Origin of the sequence: Lysobacter hankyongensis (assembly GCF_039543145.1) — a bacterium.
GTDB classification, from domain to species: domain Bacteria; phylum Pseudomonadota; class Gammaproteobacteria; order Xanthomonadales; family Xanthomonadaceae; genus Lysobacter_I; species Lysobacter_I hankyongensis.
On record NZ_BAABJE010000009.1, the window covers coordinates 1 to 20,965 of the forward strand.

Consider the following 20,965-nt stretch of genomic DNA (forward strand, 5'->3'; position numbering starts at 1 on the left):
CGTCGCCGATACGCTCAAGCAACCTACCCGGAGACACCGCGGGCCGCGGCATCGTCTCCCTATTTGGTCTTGCTCCCGGTGGGGTTTGCCGTGCCGGTCCGTTGCCGGACTCGCGGTGCGCTCTTACCGCACCATTTCACCCTTGCCCGCATCCCGAAGGACCGCTGGCGGTATCTTTCTGTTGCACTTTCCGTCGACTCGCGCCGCCCAGGCGTTACCTGGCACCGTGCCCTGTGGAGCCCGGACTTTCCTCGGCATGCGCCCCCATCGAAACGGGAACGCATGACGCGACTGTCTGACCGGCTCTGCGCGGGCATTGTCGCACGAACCGCAGTGCACCCTCCGTCGCGTTTCCGCCGCCGGCGCATCGACCCTCGCGTGAAACACTTCCCGCGCCCGGTTGCGCTACGCTAGGCCTGCCGGCGGTCGACCGCCCGCCAGCGACGACAGGACGTCCTTTCCCGCCCGCCGTGGCCCGGATCATGCCGGGTCGCCGGCATCGTCCGATGCGAGGATCACCGATTGCCGATTGCGCGCGCAGCACGAGACACCCCCGGGACGACCGCCACCGCTCGGCGCAGAACATCCCGCCTGTCGCGTACCACCGTTTTCGCCTTGGCTCTGCTGCTCGTCGGTGTCGTCTGCGAGACCGTCGCCGCGACCGGCGATGGCGCCACCGACCAGCGTCATCCGCTGGAAGTGCGGGCGCTGACCGAACCGCGCGAGGTGCTTGCGGCACTCCCCGCCGCCCGCGGCGCGCTCGCGAAGAACGATCACGAAGGCCTGGCGAAGCTCGCGTTGGCGGAGGCCAATGCCTGCCGCGTCATCGCGGACTATCGCTGCCAGCGCCGCGCCGGCAGCGCCGCCATGGCCGAAGCCGACCGTACCGCGAGCGTCTATCTGCAGGTCCGCGCGCGGATCGCGCAGGGACGCGCGCTGTCGCGGCTCGGCGACTACAACAGCGCCGGGCGCACCCTGGCCGAAGCGCAGCAGCGCCTCGGCACGGCGCCCGACGACGAACTGATGGCCGATGTGCTGCTGGCGTATTCGTCCATCAGCGAGCGGCTGGGCAAACTCGACGAATCCTACCGGTACGCGAAACAGGGGCTGGACCACGCCCCCGCCGCCCGCCTCCCGGAAATGCGGCTGCGGTTGCTGCGCAACATGGCGCACATCGCCTCCGACCAGGGGCGGCCGGAGGAAGCGCGTGCGTTGATGCAGGAAGCCAAGGCGATCCTGCCGACCAACCGCGACCCCAAGCTGACCGCGGAAGTCCTGCTGGAGGAAGCGCGCGCGGCGCGTGCGATGAACGACGCCGATGCGGTCGAGGATCTGGGCAGACGCATCAGCCGCATCGGCGACGACCTGCAGAACACCCAATTGCACGGGCTCGGCTACGAAACCACGGCGCAGGCGCTGCAGATCCGCGGCGAAAACGTCGCGGCGCTGGCGCTGTACCGCAAAGCACGTGCCGAATTCGCCGAATTGAAACTGCAGCAGGACGAGTTGCGCACGACGCGTGCGATCGTCGACCTGCAGCTCAAGGGCACGCAGCCGGAGACGCTGCCCGAGTCGATCGCGCGACTGATCGCGCTGGGCGACCAGACCAATCGCACGGAGCGCGAAGCGGCGGCCGCGGACTTCGAGGAACGCCTGCGGTACGCCGAGAGCGACGCCGAGCTCGCGCGCGCCAACGCCAAGGCCGAGAACGAACGGCTGCGCGCGGCGGTCAGCGAGAACCGGTTCCGCTTCACGCTGGTGGTCGGACTCCTCGTGCTGTGCACGCTCGGCGTGGTCGTGGCCCTGTACGCCCAGCAGCGCAGGCACGCGGCGATGATGCGCGAGCGCGGGCGCGAAATGGAGATCGCGATCTCCACCGATTTCCTCACCTCCGTCTACAGCCGCCGCTACATCACCGAAGCGGGAGAGCGCGCCTTCCAGCGCACGCGCGACGATCCGAGCGGCCATGGGCTCGCGGTGGCGATCGTCGACATCGACCACTTCAAACGGATCAACGACCGCTTCGGGCATGCGGTCGGCGACGACGTCCTGAAGGCCGTTTCCGCCGCGATGCGGGCGGTCTGTCGCGATTCCGACCTGCTCGGCCGCTACGGCGGCGAAGAGTTCGCGGTGCTGTTGAACGGCATCCAGCCCGGACATGTGGCCCCCGCTGCCGAACGCCTGCGGGCGGCGGTCGCCGGCGCCATCCTGTCTCACGAGGGCGAGACCATCGCGCCGACCGCATCGATCGGCATCGCCTGCCTCACGCCCGAAGATCGCGACTTCGATCAATTGCTGATCCGCGCGGATCGCGCGCTGTACGAAGCGAAGGCGCAGGGGCGGAACCGGGTGGTGCTCGCCTGAGGGATGCGCGGTCGCGACTCAGCCGGTCGCGACCGCGTACAGCGCCTTCCTCGGCGCGCCGGTCAGCTCCGCAGCCAGCTTCGCCGCGGTCGACGGCGGCAGGTGTTCGATCAATTTGGCGTAGACGCGTCGGCCTTCGGCGAGCTGCGCGTCGGCCTCATCGGTGATGCCCTGGATCAGCAGCACGAACTCGCCCTTGCGCTGGTCGGCGTCGGCGACGACCCGGGCATGGAGTGCGGCAAGGCTGCCGTCGAGCACGGTTTCGAACAATTTGGTGAGTTCGCGGGCGATCGCGGCGGGACGGTCGGGACCGAAGGCGGCGACGGCGTCGGCGAGGGTCTCGTCGATCCGGTGCGAGGATTCGTAGAAGATCAGCGTGCGCGCTTCGCCGGCCAGCCGCGCGAGGCGCTCCCGGCGGGCGCCGGCCTTGGCCGGGAGAAAGCCTTCGAAGGCGAAGCGATCGCTGGGCAGCCCGGCGACGCTGAGCGCGGCGATCAGCGCGCTGGGGCCGGGAATCGGGCTGACCCGGAGGCCGGCCGCGCGGGCGGCGGCGACCACGCGGAAGCCCGGATCACTGACCAGCGGGGTGCCGGCGTCGGAGACCAGGGCCAGCGATTCCCCGGCCTGCAGCCGGGCGACGATGCGCTCGGCCAGGCCGGCCTCGTTGTGTTCGTGCAGGGCGACCAGCGACTGCTCGACGCCGTAGTGCGCGAGCAACTGGCGGGTGTGGCGGGTGTCTTCGGCGCAGATCGCGGCCACCCCGCGCAGGGTGTCCAGCGCCCGCGGCGACAGATCGCCGAGGTTGCCGATGGGCGTGGCGACGACGAAAAGGGTTCCGGCGGCGCGCGCGGCGGTGGGGCTGGACATGGCGTGCGGCTCGCTCGGCTTCGTCGTGGGCGGGTAGAATCCTAACAGGCGGTCGATCGACCCCTATTCACTATTCCAAGGGTTGCGGCGATGGCGAAGGCGATGCGGTCGAAAAAGACGATGGCGTGGTTGTGTGCAGGCATGATGACCCTGGGCCTGTCCGCCTGCGTGCCGACCCAGACCAAGCCGAACAAACCGGTCGCCCATCGCGTGAATCCGGCCATCGCCCAGGCCTCGGCGCTGGCGAAGAACCACGAAACCCTGAGCGGCCAGGCGAAGACCGACGCCGCGCACGAGATCGAGCGCCTGATCGCCGGTCTCGACAACGCGACCCTCAGCGCCGAGGCGGCGATGATCGGCAGCGGCGATCCGGTCTACAACTTCATCGGCCGCGAACTGCTGCGCCGCGGGCTGCCGCTGCCGCGGCCGTTCGACCGCGAAGGCAACTGGCGCTTCAACGCCGGCGACCGCGCGCCCGCCGACCGCGACGGCTATCGCCCGCCGCGCAAGCTCGCGGTGCTGCTGCCGCTGACCGGCAGCATGGCCACCGCCGCCTCGCCGGTGCGCGACGGCCTGCTCGCCGGTTACTACGGCGAACACCGCCAGCGCCCGGAAATGGTCTTCTACGACACCACCGGCACCCCGGCCGGCGCGGTCGCCGCCTATCAGAAAGCCGCCGCCGAGGGCGCCGATTACGTGCTCGGCCCGCTGGGCCGCGACGAAGTGGGCGCGCTGTTCAAGGACACGTCGCTGACCGTGCCGTTGCTCGCCCTCAATCGCGGCCCCGTCGCGCCGCCGAACGGCAACGCCAGCTTCGCGCTGGCGCCCGAGGACGACGGCATCGCGGCCGCCGAATATCTGCTGTCGCGCAAGGTGCGTCGCGTGCTGGTGCTGGTCGGCGGCGACGACGGCATGCGCCGCAGCGTCGCCGCGTTCCGCGAGCACCTGGGCAGCCGCGGCGGCAGCGTGGTCGACACCGTGGTCGTCGCCGAGAAGCCCGCGGACAGCACCGCGGCGCTGCAGGCCGCGATGCAGAAGGAAGGCGGCGTCGACGCAGTGTTCATCGCACTCAAGGGCGCACAGGCACGCGCACTGGCGCCGCAGCTCGCCGCGGCCGGCCTCGGCGCGAAGCCGCGCGTGGCCACCGCGCAATTGCTGTCGGGCACCGGCAAACCGGAGCAGGACAAGGCGCTGGACGGCATCGCCTTTCCGGCCGAAACCTGGTCCGTGCAGGGCATCCACGGGCTGCCGTCGGCGGAAGCCACCGGCAAGGGCCTGAACACGGCGCGCGGCCCGGCCGCCAAACTGTTCGCGTTCGGCTACGACGCCTGGCTGCTCACCGGTTATCTCGAACGCCTCGCGAGCGACGCCAACGGCAAGGTCGACGGCGCCACCGGCGCGCTGCGCATCGACGGCTTCGGCAACATCGTCCGCAGCCCGGCCTGGTCGACCTTCAGCGACGGCCAGGTCGTCGTCGCGCGCAGTGGCGACTGAAAACCGGCGCACGCAGGGCGCGCGCATCGAAGCGCTCGCCCGCGATTTCCTGCAGGACCGGGGCCTCACGCCGGTCGCCGCCAACGCGAACTACCGCGGCGGCGAACTCGATCTGGTGATGCGCGACGGCGACACGCTGGTGTTCGTCGAAGTGCGCTATCGCCGAAGCGCGGGTTTCGGCGGCGGTGCGGCATCGATCGGTGCCGCCAAGCGGCGCAGGACCGTGCTTGCGGCCGAACTCTTCCTCGCCGGTCACCGCGAATACGCCCGCCTGCCCTGCCGCTTCGACGTGATCGATGCCAGCGGCGATGCCGACGCGCCCGATTTCGACTGGCTGCGCGACGCGTTCCGCGCGGACGACGCGTGATCCGCGAACGCTTCCACGGCCTTGGCGAAGCGCCGACCGGGATGCTGGCGGTCGATCGCGTCTGCTGGTTCTTCGCGGTCTGAACCGCGGCCATGCCGACCATCTTCACCCACGTCGCCGTGCCGCTCGCGCTGGCACTCGCGCTCGGCCGCAAGGCGCTGTCGCCGCGACTGGTGGCCGCCGGTGCGTTCGTCTCGATCCTGCCGGACTTCGACACCGTCGCATTCAAGCTCGGCATCGCCTACGCCGATCAGTTCGGGCATCGCGGCGCCAGCCATTCGCTGGCGATCGCGCTGGCGGTCGGCCTGCTCGGCGCGATGGTCGCGCCGTGGCTGCGGACGACGCGCGGACGGGCGTGCTGTTTCCTCGCGTTCTGCACCGCGTCGCATCCGCTGCTGGATGCGCTGACCAGCGGCGGACTCGGCGTCGCGCTGCTGTGGCCGTGGTCGCACGAGCGCTTCTTCGCGCCGTGGCGGCCGATCGCGGTGTCGCCGATCGGCGTCGGGTTTTTCAGCGCCCGCGGCATCGCGGTGCTGTGGTCGGAATTGCAGTGGGTGTGGTTCCCGTGCGCGATGCTGGCGCTGCAATGGGCGGCGATCCGCAAGCATGTCGTCGAACGCCGCGCCTGGCGGCAACGACCGTAGCCGCGAGGCATACAATCCGGTCATGAGCGACCTGCCCGACGACCTGCTCCGCACCCTCGCCGCAGCGCTCGGCGACGGCTTCCGCCTCGATGCGGACGAGCGGTTGACCTACGGTTACGACAATTCGCGGCGGCATGCGCTGCCGGATGCGGTCGCGCTGCCGACCACCCGCGAACAGGTCGTCGCGCTGGTCCGCGCATGCCGCACGCATCGCGTGCCGGTGATCGCGCGCGGGCGCGGCACCAACACCACCGGCGCGGCGGTGCCGACCGCAGGCGGCATCGTGGTCTCGTTCGAACGCATGCGACGGATCGTCGACGTGCGCCCCGGCGACCGCTGCGCGGTGGTCGAACCGGGCGTGCTGAACGGCGATCTGCAGCGCGCGCTGAAGGCGCACGGGCTGTTCTGGCCACCGGACCCGACCAGCGCCGACTTCTCCACCGTCGGCGGCAATCTCGCCTGCAACGCCGGTGGTCCGCGCGCGGTGAAATACGGCGCCAGCCGCGACAACGTGCTGGCCCTGACCGCGGTGACCGGCAGCGGCGCACTGATCCACTGCGGCAGCGCGACCACCAAGGGCGCGACCGGTTACGACCTGCAGCGGCTGCTGGTCGGCAGCGAAGGCACGCTGGCGCTGATCGTCGAAGCGATGCTGAAACTCGCGCCGCTGCCGGCATCGCGTCGCGCCATCCGCGCGCGCTATCGCGACGTCGAATCGGCCGCGGCCGCAGTGGCGCGACTGATGGCGCAGCCGACGACGCCGTCGATGCTCGAATTCATGGACGGCGACGCGGTGCGGCTGGCGCGCGAGATCGGCGGCGCCGATCTGCCCGCGGACACCGGCGCGCTGCTGATGATCGAAGCGGACGGCGACGCGCACACGCTGCCGCATGCCATCGACGCATTGATCAGCGCGGCCAGGGGCGATGGCTGCCTGGAAGCATTGCCCGCCGCCGACGAGGCCGCGCGCGAACGCCTGTGGGCCGCACGCAAGGCGCTGTCCCCGGCCCTGCGCAGTCTCGCGCCGGGCAAGATCAACGAAGACGTGGTGGTGCCGGTGTCGCGCATCCCCGCGCTGGTCGCGGGCGTCCGCACGATCGCGCGCGACCGCGCGCTGCCGATCGTCTGCTTCGGACATGCCGGCAACGGCAACCTGCACGTGAATCTGATGTACGACCCCGCCGACGCGGATCAGCGCGCGCGCGCGCAGACCGCGATGGCCGACGTGTTCGCGCTGACGCTCTCGCTCGGCGGCACGCTCTCCGGCGAGCACGGCATCGGCCTGGCGAAGCGCGACTTCATGCCGCAGGCCATCGACGCGCCGACGCTGGCGATGATGCGCGCGGTGAAAACGGCGTTCGACCCTGACGGCATCCTCAACCCGGGCAAACTGTTGCCGCCGTGAGCGATCCGCCGCGCGGTGCGGCCGATCAATCCACGAAGTGATCGTAGCCGCGAGCCGGCGGCGACCATTCGACACCCGTCGCATCGCGGACGACGATGCGTCCCGCGTCCGCGGCGACGATCCGCCCGATCCGCGTCGCGGCGACGTCGCAGCAATCCATCGCGGCCTGCACGGCGAGGCGCGCGGTCTTCGGCGCGGTGAAGCAGAGTTCGTAATCGTCGCCACCCGCGGCCTGCAGCGCGCGCAGCGTCGCGCGATCGCAGGCGGCGCGCAGCGCGTCCGACGCCGGCAGCGCATCGATGTCGATCTCGGCGCCGACGCGGCTCATCGCGCAGACATGGCCGAGATCGGCGAGCAGACCGTCGGAGACGTCGATGCAGGCATGGGCGATGCCGGCCAGCGCCCGTCCCGCGGCGACCCGCGGCGTCGGCCGGTCGAGGCGCGCGCGCAGCGTCGCATCGATGGCCTCGCCCGCCCGCCACTGCCGCAACGCACCCGCGGCATCGCCGAGCGTGCCGGTGACCCACACGTCGTCGTCGACGCGCGCACCGTCGCGACGCAATGCGCCGCGCGGTTCGATCAGGCCATGCGCGGTCACGCACACCGAGAGCGGTCCGCGCGTGGTGTCGCCGCCGACCAGCGCGACCGCGTGTTGCGCGGCGAGCGCGAGGAACCCATCGAGGAAGGCATCGATCCAGGCCGCGTCGGACTGCGGCAACGACAGCGACAGCGTGCACCACGCCGGCTGCGCGCCCATCGCAGCGAGATCGGACAGATTCACCGCCAGCGCTTTCCAGCCGATGTCGGCGGCCGCGGTCTCCGCCGGGAAATGCACGCCCGCGTTCAGCGTATCCATGGCCACGACCAGATGCCGGTCCGGCGGTGGCACGAGGATCGCGGCATCGTCGCCGATGCCGAGCATCACGTCGTCGCGAACCGCGATGCGTGCGCGGATGCGGGCGATGAGGTCGAATTCGGAAGCGCGGGCGGCCATGCGCTATGGTGACACAGGCCCGTCGAACGCTTCGGCGCTCGACGCCCGGCGCCTTCGCTCGACCGATTGGCGAAGCCGGAGGGTTTCTGGAACCATACCGGCTCGCCCGCCGCGACGGTCCCGCGGCGATGCATTTCGGCGGCATGGAGGACGTGGATGACGGACAACCTGTTCAGGCCGGAGGTGAGCCAGGCGCGCGGGGATGCCTGGCTCGGCACCACGCGCCTGCCGTCGACGCGGATCGCCTGGCCGATGACCCTGCTCGCGCTGGCGCTGATCGCCTGCGTGGCCGCGCTGCTGATCTTCGGCCAGCACGTGCGCAAGGTGCGCGTGCAGGGCCTGCTGGTGCCGTCGCAGGGCCTGCTCGCGGCGGTCGCGCCGAACACCGGCGTGGTGACCGCAGTGAAGATCGCGGAAGGCGACACCGTCGATGCGCGTCAGCCGCTGATCGAAATCGCGTCCTCGGTCGAAGGCGCGCGCTGGTCCGCCGGCGAGGCCGGCGCCACCGTCGCCGGCCAGCTCGAACGCCAGCGCGGGCTGATCGAAGCGGACATGGACGTGCTCGCCGCCACCCAAGCGCGCGACACCGGCGCATTGCGCGATCGTCTGGTCGCGCTGCGCGGCGAAATCGCCGCCACCGAACGCACGCTGCAGTTGCGCGAACGCCAGGCGACGCAGGCGCGCGAACTGCTGGAACGCATCCGTCCGCTGCAGCGCGAACGCATCGTCAGCGACGTGCAGATCGCGCAGTACGAAGCCGCCGCCACCGAGGCGCGCGCCGCCGCCGAGGATGCGCGCCAGGCGCGCTCGCAGGCGCAGCGGCGGCTCGACGACGCCGAGACCGCGTTGTCGGCCATCCAGTCGTCGTCGACGCTGCGACGCAACGATCTCGAACGGCGGTTGGCCGATTTGTCGCAGGTCGCCGCGCGCAACGCCGCCGACGGCGGCGCGCTGGTGCGCGCGCCGCGCCGCGGCATCGTCTCCGGGCTGGCGGTGGAGGCCGGACAGTCGGTCGCCCGCGGACAGCGTCTGCTGTCGCTGATTCCGGAGGGCTCGGTGCTGCACGCCGAACTGTGGGCGCCGAGCGATGCGATCGGCGAGCTGGGGCCGGGCACGCGCGTGGCGCTGCGCTACCGCGCGTTTCCGTTCCGCCGCTACGGCGTGCAGTCCGGACACGTGGTGTCGGTCTCGCGCTCGGCGCTGTCGCCGGAGGAAATCCGCAGTCGCAACGGCCTGAAGACCGACGCGCCGGCCTATCGCGTGCTGGTCGCGCTCGACCCGCAGGTCGACCGCAGCAACGGCCGCGCGCTGCCGCTGCGCGCGAGCATGACGCTGGACGCCGATCTGCTGCTGGAAAAGCGCCGGCTCTACGAATACGTGTTCTTCCCCGGCGGCAACACCGGCGAACGCGGCGGGAGCGGCACATGAGCGGCTTCGGGCGGCGCGGCGAGTTGCCGGTGATCCAGCAGAACGAGATCGCCGAATGCGGCCTCGCCTGTCTGGCGATGATCGCGGCGTATCACGGCCACGATGTCGACATGGCCGGCATGCGCCGGCGCTTCGCGGTGTCGATCAAGGGCGCGACGCTCTCGCGGCTCATCGCCATCGCCGACCGTCTCGATCTGGGCGCGCGGCCGCTGCGCGCCGAGCCCGAACATCTGTCCGACCTGCGCATGCCCTGCATCCTGCACTGGGACATGAATCATTTCGTGGTGCTGAAACGCGTCGCGCGCGGCATGGCCGAGATCCACGATCCGGCGCGCGGCGCGGTGACGATGCCGATGGCCGAGCTTGGCCGTCACTTCACCGGCATCGCGCTGGAGCTCACGCCGACCGCGGAGTTCCGCCCGGTGCGCGCGCGCGAACCGATCCGCCTGCGCGCGCTGATCGGCGATGTCGTCGGCTGGCGGCGCGCGCTGGTGCAGGTGTTTTCGCTGGCGCTGGCGCTCGAACTGTTCACCCTGCTGCTGCCGATGTCGATGCAGTGGGTGATCGACCGCGTGCTGGTCTCGGCCGATGCCGAACTGCTGACCCTGCTCGCGCTCGGGTTTCTCGCTGCCGTCGTGTTCCAGTCGGCGATCGCGGCCGTGCGCGGCTGGGTGGTGGCCGACATCGCCGCCGCGTTCGAGGCGCAATGGTCGACGCACCTCGCCGGGCATCTGCTGCGGCTGCCGCTGACGTTCTTCGCGAAGCGCAGCGTCGGCGAAGTGCTGTCGCGGTTCCTGTCGGTGCAGAGCGTGCAGCAGACGCTGAGCACGAGTTTCGTCGAAGCCCTGCTCGACGGCCTGACCGTGGTCCTGGTGCTCGCGCTGCTGCTGGTCTATTCGCCGACGCTGACGGTGTGGGTGATCGTCGGCTTCGCGGTGTACGCGCTGCTGCGCGCATGGAGCTACCGGCGGCTGTGGCGGCTGAAGGAAGGCCATCTCGCCGCCCTCGCCCGCCAGCAGTCGCTGCTGATCGAATCGGTGCACGGCGTGCAGGCGATCAAGCTCGCGAACCAGCACGCGGAACGGCGCGCGCGGCTGGCGAACGCGGCCAACGACGCCTCGCGCCAGGACGCGGCGGTGCGGCGCGCGACCGCCACCTACTCGGCGCTGTCGCGGCTGGTGTTCGGCGCGCAGCGCGTGCTGCTGACCTGGCTCGGCGCGAAGATGGCGCTCGACGGCGGCATGACCGCGGGCACGCTGGTGCTGTGCGTCGCGTATGCCGACATGTTCGCCGCGCGCGCCGGCGGGCTGATCGACAAATTCATCGATCTGCGCCTGCTCGGCGTGCACGCGCGGCGGATCGCGGACATCGCACAGCAGGCGCCGGAGCGCGACACCGTCGGCGAATACGCCGGCCCGACGCCGGAACCGTCGCTGGAGGTGGAGAACCTCGGCTTCCGCTACGGCGAGGACGAAAACTGGATCGTGCGCGACTGTTCCTTCCGCATCGCAGCGGGCGAATCGGTCGCGATCGTCGGCCCGTCCGGCGCCGGCAAGACCACCCTGGCCAAGCTGCTGCTGGGCCTGCTGCCGCCCGACGAAGGCACGGTGCGGATCGGCGGCGTCGACATCGCCCGCTACGGGCTGTCGGCGTTCCGCGCGCGGGTCGGCGCGGTGATGCAGGACGATGCGCTGTTCGCCGGCTCCATCGCCGACAACATCGCCTTCTTCGACCGCGGCGCGCAGCCGGACGCCGTGATGGCCGCCGCGCGACGCGCCGGCATCCACGACGACATCGCGGCGATGCCGATGGGCTACGAGACCCTGGTCGGCGACATGGGCTCGGCCTTGTCCGGCGGGCAGAAGCAGCGCGTGCTGTTGGCGCGGGCGCTGTTCCGCAACCCGGACATCCTGCTGCTCGACGAGGCCACCAGTCATCTCGATGTCGCGCGCGAGCGCCGGATCAACGCCGAGATCGCGGCGCTGCGCATCACCCGGCTGATCATCGCCCACCGTCCGGAAACCATCCGCAGCGCGGACCGCGTGCTGATGGTCGACAACGGGCGCGTCGAAGCGTGGTCGCAGGCGCAGTTCCACGCACGCTCGCATTCGCCGTCCTTGTCGGAATGCGACGCCGTCGACATCCGCTTACGGGAAGTTAACACCCGTCCGGATCGCGCCGAATAGACTCGAATCGTTCCCGCACGGCGCCGACACGGACGCTGCGGGAGCCGGGTCCGGACGTCGTTCCGGATCGTGGTCCGCGTCGCCTGCGATCGCTCCGATCGACGGCGACGCATCAGGACACGATCGTCGGCGAAGGACACCGCAGTACCGCGGCCGGAATTTTCCGGCCGCCGATTCTTCCTCAGGATGATTGAAGGAGTGCACGCAATGTCGAAGTTCGACGAGTCCCAGGACACCACCGTCCGTCCGATCGCCCGTACCGTCGCGCGCGAACTGTCGCAGCAGGAGATCGAGCAGATCGCCGGCGGCAAGTTCCCGATCCACACCCACGCCACCGGCCCGAACGGCGACGATCCGGGCGATCCGGGTACCGCCATCTGAGTTCCAGATCGGTCGCGATTCGACCCGCATGCCGGTGACTCGCCGGCACGCGACACATCGCCCGACACGCCGCGCGACCGCAAGGCGCGCGGCGTTTTCATGTCGTCCCAGCGCCGCGACGGAGCGCGCATGCCGACCCACGCCAGCCCCGGAAACGCACACCTGCGACACGACCGACAACCGCTGATCCTTTCAGGTCTGGCGCACGACGTGCATGCCGCCGCCGTGTGCTGGGCCCTGCGCCGCAGCGGTTACCGGCCGGTCTGGGCGCGGACCCTGGCCGACGACGCGATGACGCCGGTATCGCTGCATGCCGACGATCGCGACGGCCTGCGCTTTTCCGGCGGAATCGATCCCGCGCGCACCTCCAGCGTGTGGTACCGCCGACCGCGTCTGCCTGATGCCTTCGACCGCGTGGCGCCCGCCGATCTCGATTTCGTGCGCGACGAATGGAAACGCCACGTCGAAAACGTGCATGCGACCTGCGCGGCGGCCGGCGACGTGCTCTGGGTCAATCGCCCCGACCGCGGGCGCGCGGCCGAGAACAAACTGCTGCAACTGCAGGCGGCGCATCGCTGCGGTCTGCGCTTCCCCGCGACCCTGATCTCGTCGGATCCCGACGAGATCAGGCGTTTCTTCGCCGCGCACGAACGCATCGTCTACAAGCCGTTCGCGACCCACAGCTGGCGCGATGGCGACGGCCGGATCTACAGCACCTACACCCGCGCGCTCGATGCCGAGGCGTTGCAGGACGACGCCGCGCTGCGGCTCTGCCCCGGCATCTACCAGGCCTGCGTACGCAAGCGCTACGACCTGCGCGTGACCGTCGTCGGGCATCGCATCTTCGCCGTGCGCATCGATACGCCGGCCGCGGAGGACGGCGTCGTCGACTGGCGCGCCGCGTCCCTCGGCGGCGGGTCGATGTCGTCTCGGGTGGCGCTTCCGCACGCTTGGGAAGTCGCGGTGCGCCGGCTGATGAGTACGCTCGGCCTGGTCTTCGGCTGCATCGATCTGGTGGCCGACGAACACGACGAACTGCATTTCATCGAGATCAACCAGGCCGGCCAGTTCCTGTTCGTGGAACACGACGTCCCTGGCGTGCCGCTGCTGCGCGCGGTCGCGGCGATGCTCGCGGAAGGTCGCCCGGACTATGCCCTGGACACCATCGCCGACGTGTCCTACGCCGGCTTCCTCGAAGACCCGGAGCAGCAGGCCTGGTGGGCCGAAGTCGCCCCCGGCATCCGCGGCGCGGACGGCAGGATCCCCGGGGTCAGCGAGGAATGATCGCGTCGAGGCTCAGCGCCGCGACGCCTGCATCTCGACGCTGCGCAACACCGCGGCGACATGGTCGAGCACGCCGTTGACATAGGTGTGGCCGTGCTCGGAACCGAAACGCTTCACCGACTCCACCGCTTCGTTCAACACCACGCGGTACGGCACGTCCGGGCGATGCTTCAGCTCGTAGGCGGCGATCCGCAGCGCAGCGCGTTCGATCGGATCCACTTCCTCGATCGTGCGGTCCAGATGCGGTTCCAGCGCGGCGTCGAGATCGGCGCGATGCGTTTCGATGCCGTGGATGATGTCTTCGAAATAGGCGAGATCCGCGATTTCGCGGGCCTGCTCGTGCGCGAACTGGGTGACGATGTCGCGCGCGGTGGCGCCCGACAGCTGCCATGCGTACACCGCCTGCAGCGCGCGTCGGCGCGCGCGGGTGCGCAGTACGGGATCGACGCCGTCAGGCCGGCGATGATGCGGTTTGCTCATGAGCGGGCCTCCGAAGCGGGCCAGGGACGGCCCGCGCGTTGCTGCGCGGAGCGCTGCAACGGAGTCGCGTCCGGACCTGCGCCGGACGCGGCGAGCGAGCGTCGGACAGGATGTCCGATCGCGCGCGAAAGCATGGCACGGCGATGATGCGGTTTGCTCACGACAATTTCTCCATCAGGTTCGCCATCTCGATCGCGACCAGCGCCGCCTCTTCGCCCTTGTTGCCGTGATTGCCGCCGGCGCGGGCCTCGGCGTGTTCGTAGTGATCGACCGCGAGCACGCCGTTGGCGACCGGCAGGCCGAAGTCCAGCGACACCCGCATCAGCGCGTCGGAACAACCGTCGGCGACCTGCTCGTAATGGCGGGTGTCGCCGCGGACCACGCAGCCCAGCGCCAGGATCGCGACATGGCCACCGGCCGCGGCCAGACGCGCGGCGGTCACCGGCAGTTCCCAGGCGCCCGGCACGCGGATCACGTCCACCGCATCCTCGGCCACGCCGTGGGCGAGGAAGGCCTCGCGCGCGCCCGCCACCAGTTGCTCGGTGATCCGCGGGTTCCAGCGGCTGGCGATGATCGCGAAACGGGCGCCCTCGGGGGCACGCAGATCGCCTTCGAAGTGAGGCATGCGGAGGGCTCGATACGGGGCTCCGCATTATAGGGTGCGCCCCGGCGCACCGGCTCTCCCCGGGGCGAAGATCGCGGCCGATGGCGAAGGATCCGGGCCCCTCAGGGCGCCACGTACTCCACCACTTCCAGCCCGAAGCCGGCCAGGCCGACTTGTTTGCGCGGCGTTCCCAGCACCCGCAACCGGCCCAGGCCCAGATCGGCCAGGATCTGGCTGCCGGCGCCGTTGCGCCGCCATTCGGCCATCGCGCCGCCGCGGGCGGCCGGCGTCTGGCCCTGATCGCCGCGGATGCGAGCGAGCAGGTGCTCCGGCGTCTGCGGCTCGCCCAGCAGCACCAGCGCGCCGCGGCCTTCGGCGGCGATCCGGGCCAGCACATCGCCCACCGCCGGCCCGAAATCGGCCCGCCGCCAGTGCAGGGCATCGGCCAGCGGATTCTGCATGTGCACCCGCACCAGGGTCGGCACGGCGGCATCGGCCTCGCCCTTCAGCAGCGCGAAATGCAGGCAGCGGCTGATCTGGTCGCGATAGGTATGGAGCTGGAACGGCCCGTGCTCGGTCTCGATGCCGCGCACGTCCAGCCGCTCGATGGTGTGCTCGTTGTGCAGGCGATAGCGGATCAGTTCCTCGATCGAGCCCATCTTCAGCCCGTGCTCGCGCGCGAAGACTTCGAGCTGCGGCCGGCGCGCCATGCTGCCGTCGACGTTGAGGATCTCCACCAGCACGCCCGCGGGTTCGAAACCCGCCAGCAGCGCCAGATCGCTCGCGGCCTCGGTGTGGCCCGCGCGGTTGAGCACGCCGCCGGGCTGCGCCATCAGCGGGAAGATGTGGCCCGGCTGCGACAGATCCTCGGGCCTCGCGTCGGGCCGGACCGCGGTGCGGATGGTGTGCGCGCGATCGTAGGCGCTGATGCCGGTGGTCACGCCCTCGGCGGCCTCGATGCTCACGGTGAAGTTGGTGCCGTGCGGCGAGGTGTTGTCGCGCACCATCGGCGGCAGGCCGAGCTGGCGGCAGCGCTCGCGGATCAGCGACAGGCACACCAGGCCGCGCGCGTGCGTGACCATGAAATTGATGTCCTGCGGCCGCACCAGTTCGGCGGCCATGATCAGGTCGCCCTCGTTCTCGCGGTCTTCGTCGTCGACGATGACCACCATGCGGCCGGCGCGGATTTCTTCGAGCAGCTCGGGAATGCTTGCGAAACTCATGACACCTCTCGTGCGGACAGCAGTCGCTCGACGTAGCGCGCGACCAGATCGACTTCCAGGTTCACCGCGTCGCCGACCGCGGTGCCCGCGAATGCGGTGTGCGACACGGTATGCGGGATCAGCGCGACCTCGAAGCCGGCATCGTCCACCGCGTTGACGGTGAGACTGACGCCGTCGACGCAGATCGATCCCTTGGTCGCGATGTACTTCAGCAGCGGCGCCGGCGCGGCGAAGCGCCAGCGCTGCGCGCGCGCGTCGGCATGCACCGACAGCACGCGACCGATGCCGTCGACATGGCCGCTGACCAGATGACCGCCGAGACGGTCGGTGGGGCGCATCGCGCGTTCGAGGTTCACCGCATGGCCGACCGCCAGCCCGCCGAGCGTGGTCAGCGCCAGCGTCTCGGTGGACGCATCGGCGGCGAAGGACGCCGCATCGAACTCGACCACGGTGAGGCAGACGCCGCTCACCGCGATGCTCTCGCCCAGCGCCACGTCGGCGAACGGCAGGGTGCCGACGCCGATGCGCAGGCGCAGATCGCCGCCGCGCGGTTCCAGCGCGAGCACCTGGCCCACGCCCTCCACCAATCCGGTAAACATCAGGGTTTCCTTCTCGCATGTACGAACAGCGGCCAACGCAGCGGCACCGGGCCGGCATCGCCCCAGGCCTGCGCGATCGCCCAGGCGTGCGCGGCGACCGGGTCGACGCCATGCGCCTCGCGATGGCGCTTCACCGCGGAGTAACTGGAAAAATAGTCGAGCATGCGCAACAGCGGCCACGCGACCGCGATATCGGACGGCGGCGGCTCGGCGGCTTCGACGGCCACGAAGGGGAACGCGATGTCGGCATAGGCGCGATCCACCAGATGGCGCTCGGCCGGCCACGCATCGCGGATGCGCGCGGCGAACGCGCCGACGCTGTCGCGCAGCGCATCCGGGACCTCGATGTCCTGATAGCCCCAGGCCACCAGCACGCCGCCCGGCCGCAGCACGCGCGCGCATTCGGCGAAGAACGCGCCGCGATCGAACCAGTGCAGCGCCTGCGCGACGCAGACCGCGTCGACGCTGGCATCGGCGAGGCTGCAGCGTTCGGCCGGCTCCATCGCGAAGCGTACGTTGCCGATCTCCGGCGCCTGCGCGATCTGCTGCGCGCTGGGATCGGTCGCGAACACTTCGGCGAACACCGATGCCAGCCCGGCGGTGGCCTGACCGCTGCCGCAGCCGGCCTCCCAGACGCGGCCGTGCGCCGGCGCGATGTCCGCGATCCAGTCGAACAGGGCCTGCGGATAATCGGGACGCGCGCTGGCGTACTGCGCGGCGACCGCCGAGAAGTGATCGGAAAAATGGTCGGGCGAACGAGCGTCCCCCGGCCCCGGATGGCCGGTCCCGCTCACGCCTCGCGCTCCGGCCGCAGCAGCAGGCGCAGATCGTCGCCGAGATGGCGGGTCTCCACCGTCCGCAGGTGCAGGCGCTGGGCCATGTCGTCGATGCGCAGGCCGTCGAACAGCGGGCGCGCCTCGGCGCCGAGCAGGATCGGCGCGACATACAGCAGCACTTCGTCGACCAGCCCGGCACGCAGCAACGCACCCGCCAGGGTCGCGCCGGCTTCGACCTGGACCTCGTTGATCTCGCGCGCGGCCAACGCCTGCAGCACCGCATCGAGATCGAGCAGGCCGTCGCGCATGCCCACCGCCGCGTGCGCGGCGTCGAACATCCGCGGCGGCTTGGCGTCGGGCGCATGGAAATACAGGGTGGACGCATCGCCGGCGCGGACATGGCCGCGGCCGACGGTGGCGAGGCCCGGATCCAGCACCACGCGCAGCGGCGGCACGAACGGCGTGTCGTCGTCGAAGCGCACGGTCAGCTGCGGATCGTCGGCCAGCACGGTGCCGGCGCCGGTAAGCAGCGCGCCGGCACGCGCACGCCAGCGCATCACGTCGCGGCGCGACGCTTCGCCGCTGATCCATTTCGAGTCGCCGTTGGCGAGCGCGGTGCGGCCGTCGAGACTCATCGCCAACTTCACCCGCACCCACGGGCGCCTGCGCTCGATCCGCGACAGGAAGCCATGATTCAAGCGTCGCGCGGCGGCGGCCATCAATCCGTGTCCGACCACGATGCCGGCCGCACGCAGGCGCTCGAAACCGGCGCCGTCGACCTGCGGGAACGGGTCGCGCATCGCCGCGATGACGCGGCCGACGCCGGCGGCGATCAGGGCATCGGCGCAGGGCCCGGTGCGCCCGGTGTGCGCGCAGGGTTCCAGGGTCACGTAGACCGTGGCGCCGCGCGCGCGATCGCCCGCGGCCTGCAGCGCGACGACCTCGGCGTGGGGACCACCGGCGATCGCATGCCAGCCTTCTCCGACCACCTCGTCGCCATGCGCGATCACGCAGCCGACCATCGGATTCGGTTTCGTGGTGTAGGCGCCGCGCTCGGCGAGACGCAGCGCCTGCGCCATCATCGCGTGGTCGGTCGCGGAAAAGGCCATCGCATCAAAGGTCATCGCATCACTCGCGGACATCGCGCCCCCGTTCGTCGCCATCGGGCCAGGTGGGAATCGGCGCATCGCCATCCACCCGCAGTTCCATGCGCTCGAATGCCGGTGCCGAATGACGCACGCAGCGACACGCCACGCACCGCGGGAGCGCGTTCACCGCTTCTTCTTGTCCTTGTCGGCGTGCCGGTCGAACGGCACCACCTCGCCGCCGAGCAGCGGCAACTGCCCCTCGCCCGGCAGTTCGCGCTCCAGCCGATCGAGTTCCTCGCGGAAATCGGCCACGTCCTCGAACGCGCGATAGACCGATGCGAAGCGCACGAAGGCGACGTGATCGAGCTTGCGCAGTTCGCCCATCACGAATTCGCCGACGCGCCGCGACGGCAGCTCGCGTTCGGTGGTCATCCGCAGCTGATGCACGACCGAGCGCACCGCGGCCTCGATCTGCTCTTCCGACACCGGGCGCTTGTGCAGCGCGCGATCGAAACCGTGGCGCAGCTTGCGCGCGTCGAAGTGCTCGCGGCGGCCGTCGGACTTGATGATCGCCGGCAGCTTGAGTTCCACCGTTTCCAGCGTGCTGAACCGCTCGCCACAGGCCTCGCACTCGCGCCGGCGACGGATCGTCGCGCCGTCTTCGCTGACGCGCGAATCGATGACGCGGGTGTTCTCGTGCTGGCAGAAGGGGCAATGCATGTCGGATCGACGTAGGGCGGGCGCAAACCCGCCGATCTCCATTGATCGACCGATACGGCGGGCCGGGGCCCGCCTCACGGGTCGCGTGGGTTCAACCGTAGACCGGGAATTTCCGGCACTGCGCCGTCACCGCCTCGCGGACTCGGGCGATCACCGCCTCGTCCGTCGGCGCGTCCAGCACGTCGCAGATCCAGTGCGCCAGTTCCACGCAGTCCGCTTCCAGGTAACCGCGGGTGGTGACCGCGGGCGTGCCGATGCGCAGGCCCGAGGTGTAGACCGGCTTCTGCGGATCGTTGGGCACCGCGTTCTTGTTGACGGTGATGTGGGCGCGGCCGAGGGCTTCCTCCGCATCCTTGCCGGTGATGCCTTTGCCGATCATGTCGACCAGCATCAGGTGATTCTGGGTGCCGCCGGAGACGATCTTGTAGCCGCGCGCGATGATGGTGTTCGCCATCGCCTGCGCGTTCTTCACCACCTGCTGCTGGTAGGTCTTGAACTCCGGCTCCAGCGCTTCCTTGAACGCGACCGCCTTGGCCGCGATCACGTGCATCAGCGGGCCACCCTGCAGGCCGGGGAACACCAGCGACTGGAACTTCTTCTCCAGTTCTTCGTTGGCCTTGCAGATGATGAAGCCGCCGCGCGGACCGCGCAGGGTCTTGTGGGTGGTGGAGGTGACGACGTGCGCATGCGGCACCGGGTTCGGGTATACGCCGGCGGCCACGAGGCCGGCCACGTGCGCCATGTCGACGAACAGATAGGCGCCGACCTTGTCGGCGATGGCGCGGAAACGCGCCCAGTCGACGACCTGCGAATAGGCGCTGAAGCCGCCGATGATCATCTTCGGCCTGCTTTCCAGGGCGATGCGCTCGACTTCGTCGTAATCGATGAAGCCCTGATCGTTCACGCCGTAGGACACGATGTTGAACAGCTTGCCGGAGATGTTGGCCTTGGCGCCGTGCGTCAGGTGGCCGCCGTGGGCCAGCGACATGCCCAGCACGGTGTCGCCCGGCTTCAGCAGCGCGAAGTAGACGGCCTGGTTGGCCTGCGAGCCGGAATGCGGCTGCACGTTGGCGTAGTCGGCACCGTAAAGCTGCTTGAGGCGCTCGATGGCGAGCCGCTCGGCGATATCGACGTACTCGCAGCCGCCGTAATAGCGCTTGCCGACATAGCCCTCGGCGTACTTGTTGGTGAGCTGGCTGCCCTGCGCTTCCATCACCCGCGGGCTGGCGTAGTTCTCGGACGCGATCAGTTCGACGTGGTCTTCCTGACGGCGGTTTTCCGCCGCGATCGCCGCGGCCAGTTCGGGATCGAAACCTTCGATGCGGGCATCGCGCGGGAACATCGGAACTCCAGGGGGATGGACGATCCGGACATTGTAGCCCACCCCCGGGGCCGGCCCTCCCACGAAAAACGGCGCGCCCGGGAGGACGCGCCGTTCCAGTCGCAGGTGACCAGCCCGGCCCGGCTTCGGGCCGGGCCCGAACTCAGCGGAAGATCACGCTGGCGATCAGGCCGGTGGCGACGGCGACCAGGATGAAGTCGCCGCGGTCGTCCCGACGCCAGTGGTAGCCGCGGGGCGGCGCATACAGGCCGTAGTCCCGGTATTGGCGGTAGTCGTGGACGACATAGGTCGGGGCGTAGCCGCGGGTGTCGTAACGGACGCCGCGCGACCATCGCGGATAGGCATGAGGCGGCGGGCCCGGACGGTAGATGACTCGCGGCGGCGGATTGACATACACGACGCGGTCGCGGTGGTGGCGGTAGCGGCGGTCGTCGTGGCGGCGGTCGTCGTAACGGCGGTCGTAACGATCATCGTCGCGTCGGTCGTAGCGATCATCGTAGCGATGGTCGTAACGGCCATGGTGGTCGCCGCGATCGCGGTGGCCACCGTCCCGTGCCATCGCGGGCGCCGAGACGGCGGCGGCGATCGCGAGGGCCAGGGCCGGAACAATGCGGGTGGCGTATTTCATCGGAGCCTCCTGTCGGCAGGCGTTGTGGTGACGGGCCGAGCATGGCGCGGTTCCGCTGAACGCGTTCCGTCCCGGAGGCGCCCCTTGAAGC

The 20,965-nt window shown here is 70.4% G+C and carries 20 protein-coding genes and 1 other RNA gene; 9 read left to right on the forward strand and 12 right to left on the reverse strand.

The window, feature by feature from the left end:
* Positions 1-307, reverse strand: an RNA gene (rnpB, locus tag ABD974_RS09220) — RNase P RNA component class A; the annotation flags it as partial.
* Between the two features lie 308 nt (positions 308-615).
* On the opposite strand from rnpB, the gene ABD974_RS09225 reads away from it, so the two are divergent.
* Positions 616-2,364: a diguanylate cyclase gene (locus ABD974_RS09225; RefSeq protein WP_345303025.1), complete on the forward strand. Its 1,749-nt coding sequence runs from the start codon at positions 616-618 to the stop codon at positions 2,362-2,364.
* Positions 2,365-2,382: 18 nt separating this feature from the next.
* Here ABD974_RS09225 and rsmI read toward each other — a convergent pair whose 3' ends face one another.
* Positions 2,383-3,231 carry a 16S rRNA (cytidine(1402)-2'-O)-methyltransferase gene (gene rsmI, locus ABD974_RS09230; protein ID WP_345303026.1) on the reverse strand — a complete coding sequence of 283 codons (849 nt, stop codon included), beginning with the start codon at positions 3,229-3,231 and terminating at the stop codon, positions 2,383-2,385.
* Between the two features lie 120 nt (positions 3,232-3,351).
* On the opposite strand from rsmI, the gene ABD974_RS09235 reads away from it, so the two are divergent.
* From ABD974_RS09235 to ABD974_RS09250, 4 genes are all read left to right on the forward strand, one after another.
* A complete protein-coding gene (locus ABD974_RS09235) occupies positions 3,352-4,725 on the forward strand; it encodes a penicillin-binding protein activator (RefSeq protein WP_345303027.1) in 1,374 nt (457 codons plus the stop codon).
* Positions 4,715-5,092 (forward strand): YraN family protein, encoded by a 378-nt coding sequence (locus ABD974_RS09240; protein WP_345303028.1) that lies wholly within the window; start codon positions 4,715-4,717, stop codon positions 5,090-5,092. Before ABD974_RS09235 ends, ABD974_RS09240 begins: the two co-directional genes overlap by 11 nt.
* Before the next feature lie 92 nt (positions 5,093-5,184).
* Positions 5,185-5,736 carry a metal-dependent hydrolase gene (locus ABD974_RS09245; protein ID WP_345303029.1) on the forward strand — a complete coding sequence of 184 codons (552 nt, stop codon included), beginning with the start codon at positions 5,185-5,187 and terminating at the stop codon, positions 5,734-5,736.
* Positions 5,737-5,758: 22 nt separating this feature from the next.
* Complete coding sequence (locus tag ABD974_RS09250; RefSeq protein ID WP_345303030.1) at positions 5,759-7,141, forward strand: FAD-binding oxidoreductase; 1,383 nt, start codon at positions 5,759-5,761, stop codon at positions 7,139-7,141.
* Positions 7,142-7,166: 25 nt separating this feature from the next.
* Here ABD974_RS09250 and thiL read toward each other — a convergent pair whose 3' ends face one another.
* Complete coding sequence (gene thiL / locus ABD974_RS09255; protein WP_345303031.1) at positions 7,167-8,135, reverse strand: thiamine-phosphate kinase; 969 nt, start codon at positions 8,133-8,135, stop codon at positions 7,167-7,169.
* 156 nt (positions 8,136-8,291) lie between these two features.
* On the opposite strand from thiL, the gene ABD974_RS09260 reads away from it, so the two are divergent.
* From ABD974_RS09260 to ABD974_RS09275, 4 genes are all read left to right on the forward strand, one after another.
* On the forward strand, positions 8,292-9,563 hold the full coding sequence (locus ABD974_RS09260; protein WP_345303032.1) for an HlyD family secretion protein: 1,272 nt from the start codon (positions 8,292-8,294) through the stop codon (positions 9,561-9,563).
* Positions 9,560-11,749: a peptidase domain-containing ABC transporter gene (locus ABD974_RS09265; protein WP_345303033.1), complete on the forward strand. Its 2,190-nt coding sequence runs from the start codon at positions 9,560-9,562 to the stop codon at positions 11,747-11,749. Before ABD974_RS09260 ends, ABD974_RS09265 begins: the two co-directional genes overlap by 4 nt.
* Before the next feature lie 207 nt (positions 11,750-11,956).
* Positions 11,957-12,130, forward strand: a complete 174-nt coding sequence (locus ABD974_RS09270; protein WP_345303034.1) for a hypothetical protein — start codon at positions 11,957-11,959, stop codon at positions 12,128-12,130.
* A gap of 129 nt (positions 12,131-12,259) precedes the next feature.
* A complete protein-coding gene (locus ABD974_RS09275; protein ID WP_345303035.1) occupies positions 12,260-13,414 on the forward strand; it encodes an MvdC/MvdD family ATP grasp protein in 1,155 nt (384 codons plus the stop codon).
* Between the two features lie 12 nt (positions 13,415-13,426).
* Here the strand turns inward: ABD974_RS09275 and nusB are convergent, their stop codons facing one another.
* From nusB to ABD974_RS09320, 9 genes are all read right to left on the reverse strand, one after another.
* On the reverse strand, positions 13,427-13,894 hold the full coding sequence (gene nusB, locus ABD974_RS09280; RefSeq protein ID WP_345303036.1) for a transcription antitermination factor NusB: 468 nt from the start codon (positions 13,892-13,894) through the stop codon (positions 13,427-13,429).
* Positions 13,895-14,051: 157 nt separating this feature from the next.
* Positions 14,052-14,519 (reverse strand): 6,7-dimethyl-8-ribityllumazine synthase, encoded by a 468-nt coding sequence (gene ribH / locus ABD974_RS09285; protein ID WP_345303037.1) that lies wholly within the window; start codon positions 14,517-14,519, stop codon positions 14,052-14,054.
* A gap of 101 nt (positions 14,520-14,620) precedes the next feature.
* Entirely contained in the window at positions 14,621-15,721 is a 1,101-nt protein-coding gene (ribB, locus tag ABD974_RS09290) for a 3,4-dihydroxy-2-butanone-4-phosphate synthase (protein ID WP_345303038.1), read from the reverse strand.
* Positions 15,718-16,320 carry a riboflavin synthase gene (locus ABD974_RS09295; protein ID WP_345303039.1) on the reverse strand — a complete coding sequence of 201 codons (603 nt, stop codon included), beginning with the start codon at positions 16,318-16,320 and terminating at the stop codon, positions 15,718-15,720. The genes ribB and ABD974_RS09295 overlap by 4 nt, the downstream gene beginning before the upstream one ends.
* On the reverse strand, positions 16,320-17,114 hold the full coding sequence (locus ABD974_RS09300; protein WP_345303040.1) for a methyltransferase domain-containing protein: 795 nt from the start codon (positions 17,112-17,114) through the stop codon (positions 16,320-16,322). The genes ABD974_RS09295 and ABD974_RS09300 overlap by 1 nt, the downstream gene beginning before the upstream one ends.
* The gene (gene ribD, locus ABD974_RS09305) at positions 17,111-18,220 is read right to left on the reverse strand and encodes a bifunctional diaminohydroxyphosphoribosylaminopyrimidine deaminase/5-amino-6-(5-phosphoribosylamino)uracil reductase RibD (RefSeq protein WP_345303041.1); all 1,110 of its coding nucleotides are present in this window, start codon (positions 18,218-18,220) and stop codon (positions 17,111-17,113) included. Before ribD ends, ABD974_RS09300 begins: the two co-directional genes overlap by 4 nt.
* A 147-nt stretch (positions 18,221-18,367) precedes the next feature.
* Positions 18,368-18,904, reverse strand: a complete 537-nt coding sequence (gene nrdR, locus ABD974_RS09310) for a transcriptional regulator NrdR (protein WP_345303042.1) — start codon at positions 18,902-18,904, stop codon at positions 18,368-18,370.
* Positions 18,905-18,995: 91 nt separating this feature from the next.
* Positions 18,996-20,246 carry a serine hydroxymethyltransferase gene (gene glyA, locus ABD974_RS09315; RefSeq protein ID WP_345303043.1) on the reverse strand — a complete coding sequence of 417 codons (1,251 nt, stop codon included), beginning with the start codon at positions 20,244-20,246 and terminating at the stop codon, positions 18,996-18,998.
* 142 nt (positions 20,247-20,388) lie between these two features.
* On the reverse strand, positions 20,389-20,874 hold the full coding sequence (locus tag ABD974_RS09320; protein WP_345303044.1) for an RcnB family protein: 486 nt from the start codon (positions 20,872-20,874) through the stop codon (positions 20,389-20,391).
* Positions 20,875-20,965 lie beyond the last annotated feature (91 nt).